At 37.9% G+C, this 17,709-nt stretch carries 14 protein-coding genes and 1 pseudogene; 6 read left to right on the top strand and 9 right to left on the bottom strand.

Annotation, left to right across the window (positions count from 1 at the left end; all coding sequences use genetic code 11):
• Positions 1 to 224 precede the first annotated feature (224 nt).
• On the bottom strand, positions 225 to 1,448 hold the full coding sequence (locus tag M2R48_RS01770) for a DUF2252 domain-containing protein (RefSeq protein ID WP_262084901.1): 1,224 nt from the start codon (positions 1,446 to 1,448) through the stop codon (positions 225 to 227).
• A gap of 184 nt (positions 1,449 to 1,632) precedes the next feature.
• Between M2R48_RS01770 and yccS the strand changes: the two genes are divergently transcribed.
• The 3 genes from yccS to M2R48_RS01755 all read left to right on the top strand — a co-directional run bounded on the left by yccS (position 1,633) and on the right by M2R48_RS01755 (position 4,818).
• Entirely contained in the window at positions 1,633 to 3,783 is a 2,151-nt protein-coding gene (gene yccS, locus M2R48_RS01765; protein ID WP_262084900.1) for a YccS family putative transporter, read from the top strand.
• 30 nt (positions 3,784 to 3,813) lie between these two features.
• On the top strand, positions 3,814 to 4,368 hold the full coding sequence (locus M2R48_RS01760; RefSeq protein ID WP_262084899.1) for a hypothetical protein: 555 nt from the start codon (positions 3,814 to 3,816) through the stop codon (positions 4,366 to 4,368).
• A gap of 162 nt (positions 4,369 to 4,530) precedes the next feature.
• Positions 4,531 to 4,818, top strand: coding sequence for a DUF3817 domain-containing protein (locus M2R48_RS01755; RefSeq protein ID WP_262084898.1), 288 nt, complete (start codon positions 4,531 to 4,533; stop codon positions 4,816 to 4,818).
• 63 nt (positions 4,819 to 4,881) lie between these two features.
• Here the strand turns inward: M2R48_RS01755 and M2R48_RS01750 are convergent, their stop codons facing one another.
• Complete coding sequence (locus tag M2R48_RS01750; RefSeq protein ID WP_262084897.1) at positions 4,882 to 6,123, bottom strand: MFS transporter; 1,242 nt, start codon at positions 6,121 to 6,123, stop codon at positions 4,882 to 4,884.
• 344 nt (positions 6,124 to 6,467) lie between these two features.
• Here M2R48_RS01750 and M2R48_RS01745 point away from each other — a divergent pair, with 344 nt between their 5' ends.
• Entirely contained in the window at positions 6,468 to 6,860 is a 393-nt protein-coding gene (locus M2R48_RS01745) for a hypothetical protein (protein ID WP_262084896.1), read from the top strand.
• Between the two features lie 34 nt (positions 6,861 to 6,894).
• Here the strand turns inward: M2R48_RS01745 and M2R48_RS01740 are convergent.
• The 5 genes and pseudogenes from M2R48_RS01740 to M2R48_RS01720 all read right to left on the bottom strand — a co-directional run bounded on the left by M2R48_RS01740 (position 6,895) and on the right by M2R48_RS01720 (position 11,757).
• Positions 6,895 to 7,369, bottom strand: a pseudogene (locus tag M2R48_RS01740) (pirin family protein).
• A 31-nt stretch (positions 7,370 to 7,400) separates the two neighbouring features.
• On the bottom strand, positions 7,401 to 8,165 hold the full coding sequence (locus M2R48_RS01735; RefSeq protein WP_262084895.1) for a DNA polymerase beta superfamily protein: 765 nt from the start codon (positions 8,163 to 8,165) through the stop codon (positions 7,401 to 7,403).
• Positions 8,166 to 8,930: 765 nt separating this feature from the next.
• Entirely contained in the window at positions 8,931 to 9,302 is a 372-nt protein-coding gene (locus M2R48_RS01730; RefSeq protein WP_004818679.1) for a hypothetical protein, read from the bottom strand.
• Positions 9,303 to 9,379: 77 nt separating this feature from the next.
• Positions 9,380 to 10,195 (bottom strand): DMP19 family protein, encoded by an 816-nt coding sequence (locus tag M2R48_RS01725; protein WP_262084894.1) that lies wholly within the window; start codon positions 10,193 to 10,195, stop codon positions 9,380 to 9,382.
• 152 nt (positions 10,196 to 10,347) lie between these two features.
• Positions 10,348 to 11,757 (bottom strand): FAD-binding oxidoreductase, encoded by a 1,410-nt coding sequence (locus M2R48_RS01720; RefSeq protein ID WP_034618040.1) that lies wholly within the window; start codon positions 11,755 to 11,757, stop codon positions 10,348 to 10,350.
• 371 nt (positions 11,758 to 12,128) lie between these two features.
• On the opposite strand from M2R48_RS01720, the gene serA reads away from it, so the two are divergent.
• Positions 12,129 to 13,361 carry a phosphoglycerate dehydrogenase gene (gene serA / locus M2R48_RS01715; RefSeq protein ID WP_004718250.1) on the top strand — a complete coding sequence of 411 codons (1,233 nt, stop codon included), beginning with the start codon at positions 12,129 to 12,131 and terminating at the stop codon, positions 13,359 to 13,361.
• Between the two features lie 274 nt (positions 13,362 to 13,635).
• Positions 13,636 to 14,508 (top strand): EamA family transporter, encoded by an 873-nt coding sequence (locus tag M2R48_RS01710; protein WP_262084893.1) that lies wholly within the window; start codon positions 13,636 to 13,638, stop codon positions 14,506 to 14,508.
• 40 nt (positions 14,509 to 14,548) lie between these two features.
• Here M2R48_RS01710 and M2R48_RS01705 read toward each other — a convergent pair whose 3' ends face one another.
• Both M2R48_RS01705 and M2R48_RS01700 read right to left on the bottom strand, forming a co-directional pair.
• Positions 14,549 to 16,585, bottom strand: coding sequence for a PKD domain-containing protein (locus M2R48_RS01705; protein ID WP_262084892.1), 2,037 nt, complete (start codon positions 16,583 to 16,585; stop codon positions 14,549 to 14,551).
• A gap of 399 nt (positions 16,586 to 16,984) precedes the next feature.
• Positions 16,985 to 17,704 carry a metallophosphoesterase gene (locus tag M2R48_RS01700; RefSeq protein ID WP_262084891.1) on the bottom strand — a complete coding sequence of 240 codons (720 nt, stop codon included), beginning with the start codon at positions 17,702 to 17,704 and terminating at the stop codon, positions 16,985 to 16,987.
• Positions 17,705 to 17,709: the final 5 nt, after the last annotated feature.

The raw sequence follows: 17,709 nt of genomic DNA, 5'->3' as shown, positions 1-17,709 counted from the left end.
TCATTCTAAATGAATAGTTCGTAACGACGTAGCAGCAAAAAACACTCTAGTCCCGAAGGGTTGTAGCTAAAATTATCTCAGCCTGTGTTATGAAACTCGAAAATAGTCTCGCTATTCTCTTCGTTTCATGCCTTGCCTGCTCAATTTTAGCTTACAACGCAAGCCATTTATGAAATGTCAACAGACCCTAATTGTGGATAAGTATGCGCTTATCCACATCGTGTTTATTTTAGATGCGAAAGCGCGTAACGGCGGCAATGTTCCAAATAACCTGCCTCATGTACACTCATCAATTCAACAATACTACGCCATAGCCAAAATGGCGCATTAATGGTTTTTGATTGATTGCGTTTTAGCTCTTTTACCCAAGCATTACGTACTGCATCATCCATCTGTCGAGCATGTGCACGACCAACCACAAAAGCCAAATAGAAAGCTAAGTCTTTGGCTTCAACTTCATTGACCCCTTCTATTTCGAGTTTTAAATCTTGTGGCAATAACTCTCGAATAAAAACCGAAGTATCTAAAAACTTACTTGCTCGCATCCGCTCCCCTAAAAATGGCGATAAATGTCTTGCGCCTTCAACAATTCTTGCTGCATTGTCTTTTGGCATCGGTGTATTTGAATAACGTGGTGCAAGTGCTGTTGTGGCTTCTTTCAGATCCATTAAACACAGGCCTTTGCCATCTCTGACAATATGATTCGATGAATCCATCAGTACGATATAGCGCAATAAGCCTAAAGAACTGCACCCTTTAACCCAATATGCTGAATCGATGACTTTCAATTGAGCAGATTGATCACGCTGACCAATCATTGTGACCAAGTCTTGAATATCAGGCTGATTAAAAACACGATGAATTTCGAGATGTTCTTTTTTTAATAAGGGCCAAAATTTCTTCCCCAAGGTTATTTCAGGCGTTAAACCTTCTAAACGCTCTCTTGCTAAATTTTTCCAGGTTCGCTTCAGTGCTTTTTGCATTGCACTATGTACAAGTACTGGTCGCTGTAATTTATCAATCCCTCGACCGTTGTGTGCTAGGGCATGCACATAACCAGCATACAACGCTTCAATCATCTGTGCGGTGACCACACCAGGTAAATCTGAACTACGCACAGCTGTGGCTAAGGATAACCCTAAACGGATAACATCATTGGCAGGATTACCAATCACAGTTTGATCTAGGTCGCGAATTTCAATATCAATTTTACCCTCAGCATTGGCAACAGGACCCAAATTCCCAGTATGACAATCTCCACAAATCCAAATCGCTGGCCCCTGTGGGATCGAACTTATTTCAGCTTGCTTCAACCAATCATAATATTTGGCCGTATTGCCACGTACATAGGCATGGATCGAACCCGCCATTTTTAAATTACGACGTTCTGTTAATTCAGCATTTCGATAACGAGGTTGTTTTATTTCAGTGTTTTGCTGGTTTGACATTTTTACTATTTTTAAGTATTTGATCGCTTATTCTGAGTTTTTTTAAGCATTTAAGTAAGGGTTAAACTGTATACAAAATGTTGAATATTACCGTTTATTTTTTACATTTCTATATGCAATAAATCGTGTCGCCTTTTCAGAAATGAGTAAAATATTGAAACGCCCAAGCCACTGAATTGACACTGTGAATAGTTATCAGCAAATCTTTCAAAATATAAAATCAAATTCAACTTTGATTTATTGCCTACAGATTTTGATTGTTTTAACTGGAACAACGCTTGGGCTGTATTTTCTAGGTTATGAACAGCTCATTGTTCCAATTACGCTTGGTGCAATTGCAACAGCACTCACAGATTTTGATGACCGACTGAGTATTCGTTTAAGAAATCTTGGCTTGGTTTGTGTGCTATTTTTTACTGTCAGTAGTATTTTAGATTTTTTACATCCCTATAAACTTTTATTTTTAATTTACTTATCTCTGTCCAGCGCAGTTTTTATCTTAATGGGGGCATTGGGGCAACGCTACGCCACCATTTCATTTGGTACCGTGCTCTTGTCAATCTATACCATGTTTGGCTTAGGTGAATATACTGAGTGGTATCAACAGCCCAGTTATTTTGTCATGGGCACATTATGGTATGGCTTGACCTCTATCATTTTCTATCTACTGAAACCGACACAGGCTGTACAAGACAACTTATCCAATAGCTTTAATCTTCTTTCTGAGCTGTTGATGTCAAAAGCAAAACTGTTTGATCCTGATAATGTCGACAATGTTGAGCAACTTTTATATGATCTTTCTTTGCAAAACAGTCAGTTGGTACAAAACTTAAACCAAACCAAAGCCTCATTACTGACCCGATTAAAAGCCTCTCGTGCCAATAAAAACACCATTTACTGGCTTAATTTATATTTTCTGGCCCAAGATATTCATGAACAAGTTACGTCTAATTATTTGCACTATGAAAAGATTCACCAGAACTTTAGCCGCACAGATTTAATTTATCGTATTCAGAAAAATGTACGTTTGCAGGCGCACAATTGCCAGCAACTTGCCGAGGCAATTTTAAAGCGCCAAATCTTTCAAACTCATACAGACAACAATATTGCTTTAGCCCATTTAGAAAACTCAATGCAGGAATGGATTCAACACAATCCACATAATTTAGAAGTAAAAAATTTACTGTTGGTATTAAACAATCTGAAAAATGTGCAAGATCAATTTGTTAATCTGAGTATTGAACAACGTAATTATCAACAAAGTTATAGCCAACATCGAGATAATCTCAATTTATTGGATGATGATATTCATGATCTACCAGACCTTTGGCTCAAGATTAAACAACATTTAACCCCAAATTCTGCATTATTTCGCCATGCCGTGCGTATTGCGTTTGTGTTTGCTGTGGGCTATGCCATTTCGCTATTGCCCTTTGCCAAAAACGGCTATTGGATTTTACTTACCAGTTTATTTGTATGCCAGATTAGTTATTTTGCCACCAAAAGCCGTTTAAAACTGCGCACGCTAGGCACTGTATTAGGGGTACTTTTGGGTATTCCGATTTTATACTTTGTCCCCAGTATTGAAGGCCAATTGCTCCTCACTATTATTTTTGGGGTGTACTTTTTCTACCTACGCTCAAAAAAATATGCCATGGCGACTTTAATGGCAACGCTTATGGTCTTGTTGATCTTTAATTTAAAAGGCGCAGGCTATGCCATTATTTTACCACGCATTATCGACACCCTCTTGGGATGTTTAATCGCATGGTTTGCGGTCAGTTTTATTTGGCCAGACTGGAACTTCCGTGATATTTCCAACAATATCCGAAAAAGCAGTAAAGCAACCTTAGACTATTTCGATGCGGTTGTTGAACAATATCAACAAGGCCGCACCAACAGTATTGATTATCGTAAAGCACGCCGAGCAGCACATAATGCACAGATTGAATTATCCACGATGATTTCCAGTTTAAGTGCTGAGCCCAATCCAAATCCGGATTTAATTCACAATGCCTTTCGATACTTGGTCTATAGCCATAGCCAGCTCAGTTATGTTTCAGCTTTAGGTAGCCATCGTGAACATGTACATGATCAGCAGATTTTAGATTTGATGTTATGGTGCAAACATACTTTAACTGATGTTTTGCTTAACCAAATCGCTGTAAATGAAGCCTTAATTGAAACAAAGCTCACTGAAATTCAGCACATCAGTGATCAAGAAAATTTGTCAGATAATTTACTTTTGGTACTTAAACAAATCAGTTTATTATTGGAAACCTTACCTGAGTTGTTAAAACTAAAAACAACCTTACTTCGATTAGAAATTAAATAGCAAGAATGACTAGACATTTAGAGGCTTCACATGAAACTTAGACATTGCCTAACGTTTTTATTCTCTGCATTGACCATCAGTGCTGCGCCCAGTACTTTTGCAGATTCTCAATTTAATCAAGACTTACAGCAATTTTTAGAGTGTAAAAAGACACTGAAAAATTATTATGATTTAGGTTTTGAATTTGAGGATGATCTGAAAAAGAATGGCTGGATCAAACAAGGTGAAGAATATAGCTATGTCAGTAAAGTCCCGATTACGGTATTCGGTCAAACTACAGATCAAATCAGTTTGGTTTCTGGTGGAATGTTGGCTGTTTTAAAACATGCGAATACCAAAGACCTCGCTAAAAAGTTTCAAATCACGCAAAACCCTTTCTTTAAAGATATGCCGTATTTTTCAGGAGAGAAAGTTGTAAAAACAGATCTTGAGACCAAAGAAACCGAAAAATCTGTGCGTAAACTGACTTTGGCTGAATCGAATCCCGTTGTAGATCAAGGTGAACATAAAACCTATATCGGGTGTGTTTATATCACTGAGTTTGAACAGCAACAGCAGGATGCAGCAATCAAAGCATTACAATAATCGATCTTAAATATTGAGCTATATCTAGTTTGGAGACTAAAAGCTTATTCTCCAGAACGATCTTCAATCTATTTAAATGAATCGATTTTATTTACTATTTTTTTCAAATCGTTTAGATAATTCGGTTAGACTCAAGCTTCATTCTCATTTGACTAAGTGACCATGAATATCAAATCTTTACGTATTGTTGGTTTTCTTGAAGGCATTTCCTTTCTCCTTCTTCTCTTTATTGCGATGCCTTTGAAATATATTTGGGATACGCCTATTTATGTGAAATATATTGGCATGGGACATGGCGTGTTATTTCTTGCTTTTCTTGCAGTGTTATTGATTGTCTGTGGAAAACAGAAGTGGGCCGTTCATATGTTTATTTTAGGTTTAATTGCTTCAATTTTACCTTTTGGGCCTTTTGTTTTTGATCATAAATTAAAAGCATTGCAACAGCCTTAACCTGTTTTATTTAAGAAGCAAAGCTCCCTCCCCTTTTACAAGGAGAGGGAAACTCAAGTGAGCTTAAAACTCACCATTTACTTTACGTTGCTGCATAATTGTTTTTAATAGTCCACGTGGAATAGTGAACCACAAAGCAATTAACGCAAAACATGACAACGCATAAGCCCAGAGATGGAAATGCTCATACAGAATTCGAATCAGTTCAATCACAAAGAAGAACGTGAACATCATCAACACTGAAACAGCAGCAGCGACAGTGCCTTTAGAAACTTCAGATGACATTAACGCAAAACGATAAAGCACTGAAAAACTAATTCCTTCACCAAAGCTGACCAAGGTCATGCCTAAAATAACACAATGAAGAAAATATTCGCGCCAAATGATCCCAACCACCACAATTGTGGTACCTAACAGCATCAAAGGTAAACCAATCAAAACTGTTTTACCCAGTGGCAAACGATCAATCACTTTAATCAACACAATATTACCTAGAATCAATCCACCCAATACAGGGAATTGCGCCAGACCATATTGCATACTGCTGAGCCCCAGTTCTTCAACCAACATCACTGGAGACAATGCGATCCATAGCATCAAAGGCATCGCCACCATCGGCAAGCCGAGGGTCATGCCCATAAACGTCTTATTTTTCAAGACTTGCATATAATCATCCCAAATATAACTCAACGGTTTTTTGGGAATACTGCTTGTACGTGCTGGCATCTTGGCTTTTAGACCAAACCAACTCAGAAAAGCTAAAAAGGCAATCGCAATAAATCCCCAGTGCCATGACACATGATCGATGAGGAATGCGCCGACAACAGGGCCAATCAAAGGGGCAAGCAAAGAAATATTTGCCATCAGTGCCATGACTTTAATCGCATCACGCTCTTCAAAGGTTTCTTGAATCGCGGCATAACCTACTGCTGCGATCACAGATAAACCAAAACCTTGCAAGAATCTTAAAACAAGAAAACTTTCAATATTGTGGGTGAGTAAAATTAATAAACAGGTGATGACAAAGAATGCAACACCTGACAATAAAACTTTCTTACGTCCTAATCGGTCAGACAAAGGTCCGAGTATCCCTGCGACGCATGCCCCGCCGAGAAGATAAAATGACATAGATGATGGTGCCCATGCACTACTCACACCAAATTCTTTGGTGATTGCGAGCATCGCGGGCTGAACCAAATCATTACCGATATAAACTGAAAATTCAAATAACACCAACGCCAACGGAAACATAAGCGTAGCGCGACTCAAACTTGCAGTTTGTTCTTTTTGCACTAAATTTTGCATTATTTTCTACATATCTTTATTGGCTTGCATCGCTCACACTACTTTTTAAAGATAAGCGTTCGCCCAATGACAAGCACTGAAATATAAATATTAAATTGTGGAATTTACGTTGAATAAAGGCAGTTCAACACCGTATTCACAAGGTGTCTAATTCAATAGGTAAAGTAATTGCTGAAACTATATTTGTGAGATTTATAACTTAACCCAATCTATGAGAAAGCTCACAGAGGTACACACAGGGTTAAGTTTTACTAGTCTAACACAGACAAATTTCCAGTGAAAGTTGAACATTTATTATTCTTAAGCTACTCTAAATGCTGTATAAGCGGATATAAATAATTTAAATGAAAAATAAAAACCCAATATCGCTGATCATTATTGGCGTGATTTTATTGTTGGTGGGTGGAGGATTTTATTTTATCAGTTCTGCACCTAAAATTAGTGCTGAAGATCAGGCGCGATGTGAACAATTGGTTCAAAATAAATATGCTGAAAACTCAAGCACTATCATAGGAAGCTGTAAAACAGATACAGGCTTTGTAGCACTGATGGATAGTCAAGCCAATGCGACCGCCTCGGCTGAAGATACGGCGAAAGCGATTAGCTCCGCCAACCATAAAGAATTGGGCTTGGGTATATTTAGTAAGTTCTTAATGGGATTATGTGTGGGTATCGGGATTGCATTGTTGATCAAAGGCTTGATTGCACTCAAAAACAAACCTCAATCGATAAATTAATTATCAAAGCAAATTGCAATTCTCACAGTTTGCTTTATTCATCATCGCGCACTGTTGATTTGATAAATGTGCCACGTTTAATATCGTCATATGCTTCAAGAATTTCAGTATAGTTGTTCATGACGAATGGCCCATGCCCATTGATTGGCTCTTGAAGCGGTTTGCCTGTAAGCAGTAACAATTTACACTGTTGCAATGCCGTTATTTCAAAGTCTTGTTCCAAACTCGACATCACCCGCTGAAACAATACCACCACCACCCGATGAATCACGGTGTTCTAATTCACCAGCAAAAATCAGGGTAACCGTTTCAAAACCACGGTGAGGATGCTCACTCACCCCTTTGCGTAGATTGGTCGGTTTTAAAACACCAGGTCCTAAATGATCCAGTAACAGAAAGGGAGAGACGGTATTGCCTAATTCATAGTGTGAAAATACAGAAAGTACAGGATAAAAATCCCCTATCGCAAAGCGAGTGTCATTACGATGAATAAAGGCAAGGGTTTTCATAGTGTCACTATTCTCTGATTGAGTAAAAGCATTAGCCATAAAAATGTTGTTTTAAATTAAAGCTATATTCGGTGAGATATTGCTTTAATTTTTCAATATCATTGGTCGGTTCAATCGCTCTTAGATTTAAGGCCTCAATTTTATTTTCTAACAGTTTTAAGATTTGCGCTTGTTCCTCTACAGGTAATTGCGCTTTTTCTTTCTGCTGTTTTTTGATTTCTAAATAATCTTCTGCCCAATGCCGTAAGGGATCATGGGCGTCGATTTGATCAAACAATTGCGTAATCAGGAGTTCAGGCATAATTTGCTGTGTTGCTAGTTCTGCTGACATTAGACCACGAATAGAATAAAACACTTTTTTATAGGTAAAGTTATCTGCGGTTTGCATGACATGCATACCGCCTTTCGCCAGCGACAAGTAATGATAATACAGAGCTTTATAGTCTATTCGTTCAAGTAAGCCATCTCTAAATTTCTCCCATTCAGGAAATGGATTAAAATAGACTATATGTGCACGTACCCACTCTAAAACAGTCGGATTACTTTTTGCCAAAAGCCCAAACATTTTATTTAAGTCGAATGAAACAAAGTCAAAGTCGCCATCCATGATCTCGATTAAATCACGGTGTTGGCGATAATCGTAATATTGTGCCTTGGAGGGTAGATGAAAACCACGCACATCGTAATCGCTGTCTGGACTTGCCATACCCCATAAGCGACTACCGCTTTCGATATAAAACAGTGGGTGTTCATCTCGATTTTGGAATAAGTGTTGAATTTCTTGTTGGATGTTCATTGTGTTCACATTTTGGGTAAATCTATAAGTTTTATATCATCAATTTCAGTGCTTTTTAAATTTTCTTTGAATCCAAGGTTTTCTTCCTTTTGTTTTTAATTCAAAACCTTTATCAATATTCGCTTTAATTCATCATGATACTTACCAGCATAATTTGCTTTATAGCCAACCTATCAAAAGCTCAGACATAAGAATAGAATTTCTAGTAATTAATACTTTTAATTAAATCAATTACATGTAAAAAATAAATTGTTTGATTATAAAAAGCTTGCAATGCCGCACCTTACATTCAAAGTTTAAATAGCTTTGCGTAGGCGATGCCTCACTTTTAAAAGATACAAGATGACAAAAATCTTTTGTTTAACAGGGCTCTTGCGCTGCAAACAAAGCAGTGCTTTATTTTTGCTCATATACCCCCGCCCAACGGCGACATCCATGTCGCCACACGATAGAACAACCATCTATGATTCAAAAGTACCAAAAATGAATTGATAACCAACAGTTTCTAAAAGTTCATACAAAAACATAAGCTTTATTTATGATCAATGACTTGATGGAAATCACTTGTATGAATAATTAAGTGGTTTGACTATATATTTTATATATTCAACTTCTTGTAGCAGACAAAAAATGCGAAAGATCAAAACCATTACCTACAATTAAAATATTCATTTATTGTGATTTCCCAAATAAAAAAACGTACCAAGTCTGATACGTTTTTATCCAGCATTTCTATCTATTTTTCAAGCATAAATCAAAAAATCATTAAGGGCATTTTGCCTTTTGGAATGTCTTGGTGTTCTTACCACGGTAACACTGATATTCCTTTTGCATATCTATACGTTTCCACTGACCATCAATATTTTTAAAGCTATACACACTACGAATTGAGCGCACTGAATCATCCATCAAGCCTGTTTCAGTCAACTTCACTTCGGCAACAGTGGGCGATTCCACACTATTAAAATACTGACGCAACTCAACAGTCGCGAGATCCTTACGTAAATCAGGACGTTCATTTAAAACCTGACTTAATGGTGTCTCTGAACCACCTACTTTATTCATTAAATTTTGTGTTGTTGCACAGCCAGACAAAGTCACTAAACAAAATACTGAAATTAAACTCAAACGATTCATTCTGATCACCCTAAAACTAAAAGCATAGCCTAATGATGCTATGCTTTTTAAACGTACACTATTTAAAAACTGTGTCTTTATGACTCATCTACAATATGGCTAACATCGAGCGCTATGATTTGTTGATCATTTTCATCAAACATCAAGGCTTGATCACCTAGGTCCAGCATATAAAAATGCCCTGCATCGGTTAGGAAATGCCAAGCAACGATCTCTTGCCCATTATACTCATGTGATGGATCACCAATGGTAATACGATCTAGCTCCTGACCTGCTTGCAGGCATAAAGCTTGAATAATTTTAAAATAACGTGGGCTGTTTTCAGCTGCTTGCTGTTTACGTTGTTCTAAATTTGGAATTTTGGCTGCAACCTGCTCTACAATCGTCAAAATCTGATCTTCATCGACAACCTGTAACTTTGGATGTTGCTTTAACCATCGACTATTTATTTCAATTAAATCTTCACTATCATTCAATGCATAAAACTGGTCATCAAAAGCATTGAGAATATCTCGTTGCTCATTTTCACCAAAGTATTCACCCTCTAAGAACTGTTCTAATTGCTCATCCGAAAACTGATCGATTAAATCCGCACTTTGCTCAAAGAGAGCCGAATGCGCAGTCGCATTCATGGCTTTTAATCCTTCACGAACATGTTTCACCATGAACGCATCCCAACCCGTGTTATAAACGAATTGTGAAAAACCACCATTATTGACTTGAGCAAGATAGTAATCGACAAAATAACTGTATAAAGCCTCTGCGGATACTTCATCATATTCGACATAATGTTCAAATAAGCCATTTAAGCTATCAATATTGGACATAATCACATCATAGTGATCATCACTGTCTAAACTTTGTTTAGAAATTAAAATGTTATCAATGAGCATAGTTTTCAGTTTCTTATCAATATTTAAGCGCAACCAACATAACAAATTTTCAGCAATAAATGGCGACCAGCATGTAACTTTATTTTATCTTTTGTTCGGCAATAAAAAAGCGCTTCTCTCGAAGCGCTTGTACAAATGAGCTATTTAAATCATTACAGATCAAATAACTTACCTGGGTTCATGATGCCATTTGGATCGAACACTTTCTTCAAGGCTTTCATATATTCAATTTCTTCAGCAGTCCGTGTGTAATCCAGATAAGGCTTTTTGGTCATGCCTACGCCATGCTCTGCAGAAATTGAACCGTCATATTTCTTCACAGTTTCAAACACATACTTATTTACCACCTGACATTTAGCAAAGAATTCATCTTTAGATAAATTCACAGGTTTTAAAATATTTAAGTGTAAGTTTCCATCACCAATATGGCCGAACCAGCAGATTTCGAAATCAGGATAATTTTCAGCAACAATCGTATCAATTTCCTTAATAAAAGCAGGAACATGTGTAATCAATACTGAAATATCATTTTTATACGGAGTAAATGGCGCAATCGTTTCAGAAATGTCTTCACGTAAACGCCATAAGCTTTGAACTTGTTCAAGATTTTGGCTCATTACCCCATCAAGCACCCAGCCTTGTTCCATACAATGCTCGAAGATTTCCATTGCAGCATCCATAATTGGTTCGTACGGCGCTTCAAACTCAAGTAAAACGTAGAATGGGCATTCTGTTTCAAATGGACGTTGTACATGACCACGATCCAAAACTTTTTGCATCGCCAGTTCACCAAAGAACTCAAAGGCAGTTAAATCAATTTTGCTTTGGAATGCATGTAATACAGGCATGATTGCATCAAAATCAGGAACACCCAATACCATCACTTGTAGATCATGCGGTTGGCGTTCAAGTTTAATTTCAGCTTCAGTCACTAAGCCTAAAGTCCCTTCACCACCAATGAATAAATGTTGCATTGCATAACCTGTAGCATTTTTAATCATGCCTTTGTTTAAACGCAATACATCACCTTTACCCGTCACCACGGTCAGACCAAGTACCCAATTACGAGTCATCCCGTATTTGATCACTTTAATTCCGCCTGCATTGGTTCCAATGTTGCCACCCAATTGTGATGAACCCGCAGAAGCAAAATCAACCGGATAATACATCCCTTGTTCTTCTGCATAGTTCTGCAACTGTTCAGTCACTACACCCGCTTGAATACGTACCATACGGTCAGCTGGATAAAATTCTAAAATTTGGTTCATTTTGTCGAAGCTCACGACAATTTCACCATTGGCAGCAACAGCACCTGCTGATAAACCTGTACGACCACCCGATGGGGTAATCGCAACATTAAACTGATTGGCCAATTGAACAATTGCTTGCACTTGCTCTGTGCTCGATGGGAAAACGATAACCGATGGCTGAGGTTCAAAATGCTTAGTATGGTCTTTGCCCCAATTTTCTAAGCTGTCAGCATCGGTTTTAATTCGGTTTTCACCGACGATTTGCGTCAATTGGGTCAATAATTCAGGTGCTATCGTTACTGGAGCATTCATCGTTTTGCGGACCTAGCAAGAAGTAAATAAGAGGTTGTGCTATACAACATTCGAGATTTTAAATCAGTCTGTGAAAATTTTTCAGCATTTTTATAGCTGAAATCGGCAGCTTTACTGATTTTAGCAGTATTTTACCTAGATGACTGCTGAGGATAAAGCACAGATTTGATTCACATTATCTACACTTTGTGTATAAAGTGTGCTTCAAGCATTATAAAAATCAATGCATTAGCATTTCATTTAATTTTTGAATAATGCTTATCAGAAATCGTAGATAAAATATCCACTGTACTGTCACAATCGAAATATCTATAGAACAAGGTCTATGGTATCATATTGCGACTAAATTTGGCCTTTGTAGCGGAGCCGTAATGAGCCAACATCTTTCACTACCTAAAGATAAAATTCGTTTCTTGTTGTTAGAGGGCGTTCATCAAAACGCAATCGACACGTTAAATGCTGCCGGATATACCAATATCGATTACCGTAAAACTGCGCTTGAGGGTGAAGCGTTGAAAGAAGCGGTTAAAGATGCACACTTCATTGGTATTCGTTCCCGTACACAATTAACTGAAGAAGTCTTTGCAGCTGCGAATAAATTGATCGCAGTGGGTTGTTTCTGTATCGGAACCAACCAAGTGAATTTAAATGCAGCCATGATTCGTGGTATTCCTGTATTTAACGCACCATACTCAAATACTCGTTCAGTTGCTGAATTGGTTCTTGCAGAATCAATTCTTTTACTTCGTGGTGTGCCTGCTAAATCTGCTTCAACTCACCGCGGTGGTTGGAACAAGTCTGCGGTAGGTTCATTTGAAACGCGTGGTAAAACTTTAGGTATCGTGGGCTATGGCTCTATTGGCTCTCAACTTTCAGTTTTAGCTGAAAGCATGGGTATGCACGTCATTTATTATGATGCTGTGACTAAGCTTCCTATGGGTAATGCACGTCAAGTGGGTTCTTTAGACGAACTACTTGCAAATGCAGATGTTGTTACACTGCATGTACCCGATGTTCCTTCAACACGTAATTTCTTTGCAAAAGCTCAATTTGCGAAAATGAAAGAAGGTTCAATCTTCATCAATGCTGCACGTGGTACATGTGTTGTTATTGAAGATTTGGCAGATGCGATTAAATCTGGTCATATTGCTGGTGCAGCTGTTGACGTATTCCCGAAAGAACCTAAAGCCAATGGTGAAGAATTTGTTTCTCCACTTCGTGGCCTAGACAATGTGATTTTAACACCTCACGTTGGTGGTTCAACCATGGAAGCGCAAGCCAATATCGGTTTAGAAGTTGCTGAAAAATTTGTTGCTTATTCAGATAAAGGTATGACTTTATCTGCAGTAAACTTCCCTGAAATCGCACTTCCATTGACTGAAGGTAAACACCGTTTACTACACATTCATAAAAACGTGCCAGGCGTGTTATCTAAAATTAACAACCTGTTCGCTGAGCATGGCATCAACATTTCTGGTCAGTCTTTAATGACTAAAGGTGATGTCGGTTACTTGGTGATGGATGTAGACGCAACTGCATCTCAAGAAGCGCTTGATACCCTTCATGAAGTTGAAGGCACAATCCGCGTTCGCGTATTGTTCTAAGACGATTTAAATTAAAAAACCACAGGTATTTGCCTGTGGTTTTTTTATGGGATTTATAAATCTGTCACTTCTTTCCGATAACATATTTTTAAGTTAAATTATTTGTTTAATAAACTATTTGGCATCTTCTCTCACCCTACACTACAAAGACAGTGTACTATCTAAGGCACAATAAGCTTTGCAAATTACATGAGCATTTCATCTAAATTGTTTTATATAAGAAGCCTGTTGCGGAGATTTTCCTCCAAGCCCCTTACTCTAAATTTCAGAAACAATGCCAAATTTAAAAAATGCACCACACCTGCAAGCTTTAGTTCTATTGTTCATTGCCATGATCAGTATGCAAAGCAGTGGCGCATTAGCAAAAACATTATTTGATCAATTTCCAGTCCTTACCATATCCGCTATGCGTTTATTGCTCGGCTCATTGATTTTGGCCGTGATTTTTAAAATTTGGCAGGTCAATTTTAAACAGGTGAAATGGTCATCCATCATCAGTTATGGTATTGCCCTTGCAGGAATGAATGCTTTATTTTACTTATCGATTCATCGTATTCCGCTCGGCATTGCCGTAGCGTTTGAATTTATTGGACCGCTCAGTGTGGCCCTGTTTCATGCACGACAAAAATTCGATTTTATTTGGGTTGGGCTTGCAGTACTTGGACTGGTTTTACTGTTTCCATTTGATCAGGCAAAGCAAAGCCTCGATCCTATTGGTATTGCATTTGCCTTAGCTGCTGGCGCTTGCTGGGCGCTGTATATTATTGCAGGTCAACGACCTTCAGAGGTTTCTGGAAACCATACTGTATGCTTGGGGATGTTTGTAGGCATGTTGTGCTTAATGCCAATTGCCTTATTTTCTGGGATGCCTTTACAGGTTTTTGAACCTTCAAATTTAATTTATTTTATTGCGTTGGCGATCTTGGCAAGTGCCTTGCCGTTTTCATTGGAAATGATTGCATTAAGAAATTTATCTGCTTTAAGCTTTGGCACGTTAATGAGCCTAGAACCTGCAATTGCAGCATTTTCAGGATTTATTTTCTTAAATGAACAATTGTTATGGACTCAATGGTTGGCATTAGCCACGATCATTAGTGCGTCAATTGGTTGCACCGTAACCACACAAAAAGCACGGCATAAAGGATAAAACCACCTCGAAAGGTGGTTTCAATTCACTCATCTAAAACCTACCAATCAGGTGCCCCCATAATTAGTTTTATCATGCTATTCGGATCTGGTTCTAGTTCAAAACCAATTCGTTCAACCAAGTCACCACTACTGCCTTCTATATTTGCATAAATACTTAAATAAGTAATAGGACCTTTTCCTGCTGAATCAAAACCTGAATATTGATTTGGTAATTGAATTTGCATCGGTTTTCCATAGATTGCATTATAGGTTAAGATCTCATTGCTACCATTTATGTTATATACCGTGATTTCTATATTGCATGACTTTCCAATTAATTCTGGAACAACTTCCCAATTCCCATTGGGCTCAGTGGTCCCATTTAAAGGATCCTCAATCATACTGGTACAGACAATCGGGAAACTCAAGCCTTGATTGCTGACATAAACAACTTCACGATCTGCCAAGATAATATTAACATTGCCTGTTAAACCTGAAGTTTGCTGACCTTTATAACGTACCCACTGGTTACTCTCAAAAATTAAAGCTGTTTGTGCAGACCAATCCAACTGCCCGTCAGGGTCTTTTATACCTGTGAGGAACCGACCGCCATCTTGCGATATTGAAAAATCCAACTGGTCGTTTATTTTGCCAAAACATGCTACGGACGTCCCATTGGGTAGTGTACATTTTACAAAATGATCTGTGGCTGATTTTCCAAGATCAATAATCACATTACCTGAGGTTGTCGAAGTTTTTTCACCCAGCATCGTGCCTGTTAAATCTTTTGCAGTCCAATGAATTGAACCACTCGAAGGCATATTCACCACCGTCAATCCTTCTTTAGGAATACTGTTGGATTTGGTTAAAGATGAACCATCATTTAAGCTGATTTTTGCAGTCACATTGCATGGAATCCCCTCACCATTGGATTGACACTGCACAAAGACTGAACCTGCATTTACAAATTTAAAATCCCAATTCCATGTTGAAAAATGCTTCACTGTTGCATGTACAGCAAGGCCTGTAGGTGATTGATTTGACGTCATCACCTGCCCAATACCCTCTTCAATCCACAAACCACTCGCTTCATCAAAATACCACATTGGAATTTGTGTACCTGCTTTCATCTGTTGATTATTGATACTCTTTATCGGCAGGTTCATTTGAAGATCTGCTGTTTTACCAGCTGCAAGTTGTAATTCCTGACCACCTGCATCTTTAAATGTGGCTGTAATCATTCCCGCACTGATCAAATCCACAATATTGCCTTGCACATCGCGTGCTACACCATTGGCAGGCATTGCATTTAAATCACGATTGGTGATATCCCATGGGGTAAATTCAACAGTCACAGCGCCAGTAGCAAGACTGCCGTCTGCTTTTACAAAAGCATTGGCAGGGATACTAATGCTTGCACCTAAATTTAAGGATTGAATCACTTGAGCGGCAGAGATATCAGGCACAGGCACAACTTGTTTAATGGCCAATAAATTTGCTGAGATTGCTTTTAAATTGGCAACATCATAAACAATCGACTGCGTGATAAAGCCTTGTTTTTCAAATTTAGCCACCACTTTTTGTGTGTTTTGAGGAAGTATCAGATTCAAAGTCGCATGACCATTTTGATCTGTTTTAACACTTTGCCCCTGTATTGTAATATTTGTATTTGGAATCGAAGCACCATCAACCGTTTGAGCTGAGACTAAAACCTCGCGGTTTATCGTTGTTGCTCCCTGTTTTACTTCTATTTTCTGTGTAGTTGAATCAGTCCGACCTGCTAGGTCTGTTATCGTCAGGCTCACGGTATATTGACCAACTTTCGTATAAGTATGTTCAACTGTAGCACCTGTTCCGCTTGAACCATCTCCAAAGTTCCAAGCATAACTAGCAATTGCACTGGCTTCTTTTTTTTGATCAACCGTACTTTTCGTTCCATCAAATTTGACAACTTCACCGATACTTGGCGCTGTTGGACTATATTCAAATTTGGCTGTAAGCCCCTGTTCAAATTGAGTTGAAGAGTTACAAGCCAACAAAAGTAAGCTTAGCCATGCAAAAAGAAACCATTTTATATAATTTTTCGATCTCATCATTGTCGTCACCTTATTGTTATTTAATTCGCGATATCCATCACGATAACCTATATTACTGTGAATTAATTATTAATAATAGCTGTTTTATTTTAAAAATATTTTAATATCTTTCTCAATCAAACACCGTTGATACTTGCTGTATCAAAGCAAGTGATGACAAAAAATTTGATTGAATATTGATAAATGAAAGCATGATTTTGATTGGAAATTTATATTTTAACTTATAATTCAATATCTTATATTTATGCGTTTTATAATTGATGCTTTTATATCTATGTATTATTTAATTAAAGAGTTATTTTTCCACAACACAGATCAAATTTAAGTAATAGCCATATAAAATTCACTACAATAAATAGCCTGAACGCTTAAAATTTTTTAAACAATAGAAAAATCAAGTTATGACTTCAGCACAAACACTTGTTTTTCTATCGGGCGGTTTTGATCTATTTCAACAAGGCTTAGTTCACTTCCAAAACAAGCGCCCGTATCTAGAAAATAGCAATTATGCTTCTTGGTGACAAAATCAACCACGGTATGACCTAGAAAAACCTGTTCTACACCAACAACCGTTGAATAACGCATAAAACGTTTATTTTTAATTCGCCCTCTACCCCATAACGCCAATTCGCGACTTTTAGAACGTGTGGCAACTTTAAACGCATCCCAATCATTTAGATCTATATCGGCATGCACAAAGCCATACTTCTTATTTTGATAAATGACTTCTAATAGTATGGGTAAAGTGTTTAATTGATCGATGACTTGTTGCTGCTGATCCGAACTTAATGCATAAAACCATTCTCCACCATGATGCGCATGCATATCTTTCATCATCGGATCGATCTGCGACAATAAGCACATTTCTTCATGATTGCCTAAAACAGCTTTAAACCAAGGCTCTGCAAGCAGATGCAAACATTTCAAACTGTCAGGACCACGATCAACAAGATCCCCTACAGCTATCAATAGATCCTTTTCAAAGTTAAATTGAACCCGTTCAAGCTGTTGCATCAACAAATCATAACAACCATGTATATCGCCTACCACAAACAAGCGACCTGCCTCATGAGTATAGGTCGCTACATGCGCGAGCTTGTGTTGCGATAATTCAGACATAGACT

The organism is Acinetobacter sp. I-MWF, from assembly GCF_025433935.1.
Lineage (GTDB): Bacteria > Pseudomonadota > Gammaproteobacteria > Pseudomonadales > Moraxellaceae > Acinetobacter > Acinetobacter guillouiae.
This window is presented reverse-complemented; position numbering and strand designations above follow the sequence as displayed.

Coding starts and splice junctions, on each gene's coding strand:
- M2R48_RS01760 (WP_262084899.1), top strand. CDS start 3,814: ATGAAACTTAGACATTGCCTAACGTTTTTATTCTCTGCATTGACCATC.
- M2R48_RS01725 (WP_262084894.1), bottom strand. CDS start 10,195: ATGCTCATTGATAACATTTTAATTTCTAAACAAAGTTTAGACAGTGAT.
- M2R48_RS01755 (WP_262084898.1), top strand. CDS start 4,531: ATGAATATCAAATCTTTACGTATTGTTGGTTTTCTTGAAGGCATTTCC.
- M2R48_RS01750 (WP_262084897.1), bottom strand. CDS start 6,123: ATGCAAAATTTAGTGCAAAAAGAACAAACTGCAAGTTTGAGTCGCGCT.
- M2R48_RS01700 (WP_262084891.1), bottom strand. CDS start 17,704: ATGTCTGAATTATCGCAACACAAGCTCGCGCATGTAGCGACCTATACT.
- serA (WP_004718250.1), top strand. CDS start 12,129: ATGAGCCAACATCTTTCACTACCTAAAGATAAAATTCGTTTCTTGTTG.
- M2R48_RS01730 (WP_004818679.1), bottom strand. CDS start 9,302: ATGAATCGTTTGAGTTTAATTTCAGTATTTTGTTTAGTGACTTTGTCT.
- M2R48_RS01745 (WP_262084896.1), top strand. CDS start 6,468: ATGAAAAATAAAAACCCAATATCGCTGATCATTATTGGCGTGATTTTA.
- M2R48_RS01705 (WP_262084892.1), bottom strand. CDS start 16,585: ATGATGAGATCGAAAAATTATATAAAATGGTTTCTTTTTGCATGGCTA.
- M2R48_RS01735 (WP_262084895.1), bottom strand. CDS start 8,165: ATGAACATCCAACAAGAAATTCAACACTTATTCCAAAATCGAGATGAA.
- M2R48_RS01710 (WP_262084893.1), top strand. CDS start 13,636: ATGCCAAATTTAAAAAATGCACCACACCTGCAAGCTTTAGTTCTATTG.
- M2R48_RS01770 (WP_262084901.1), bottom strand. CDS start 1,448: ATGTCAAACCAGCAAAACACTGAAATAAAACAACCTCGTTATCGAAAT.
- M2R48_RS01720 (WP_034618040.1), bottom strand. CDS start 11,757: ATGAATGCTCCAGTAACGATAGCACCTGAATTATTGACCCAATTGACG.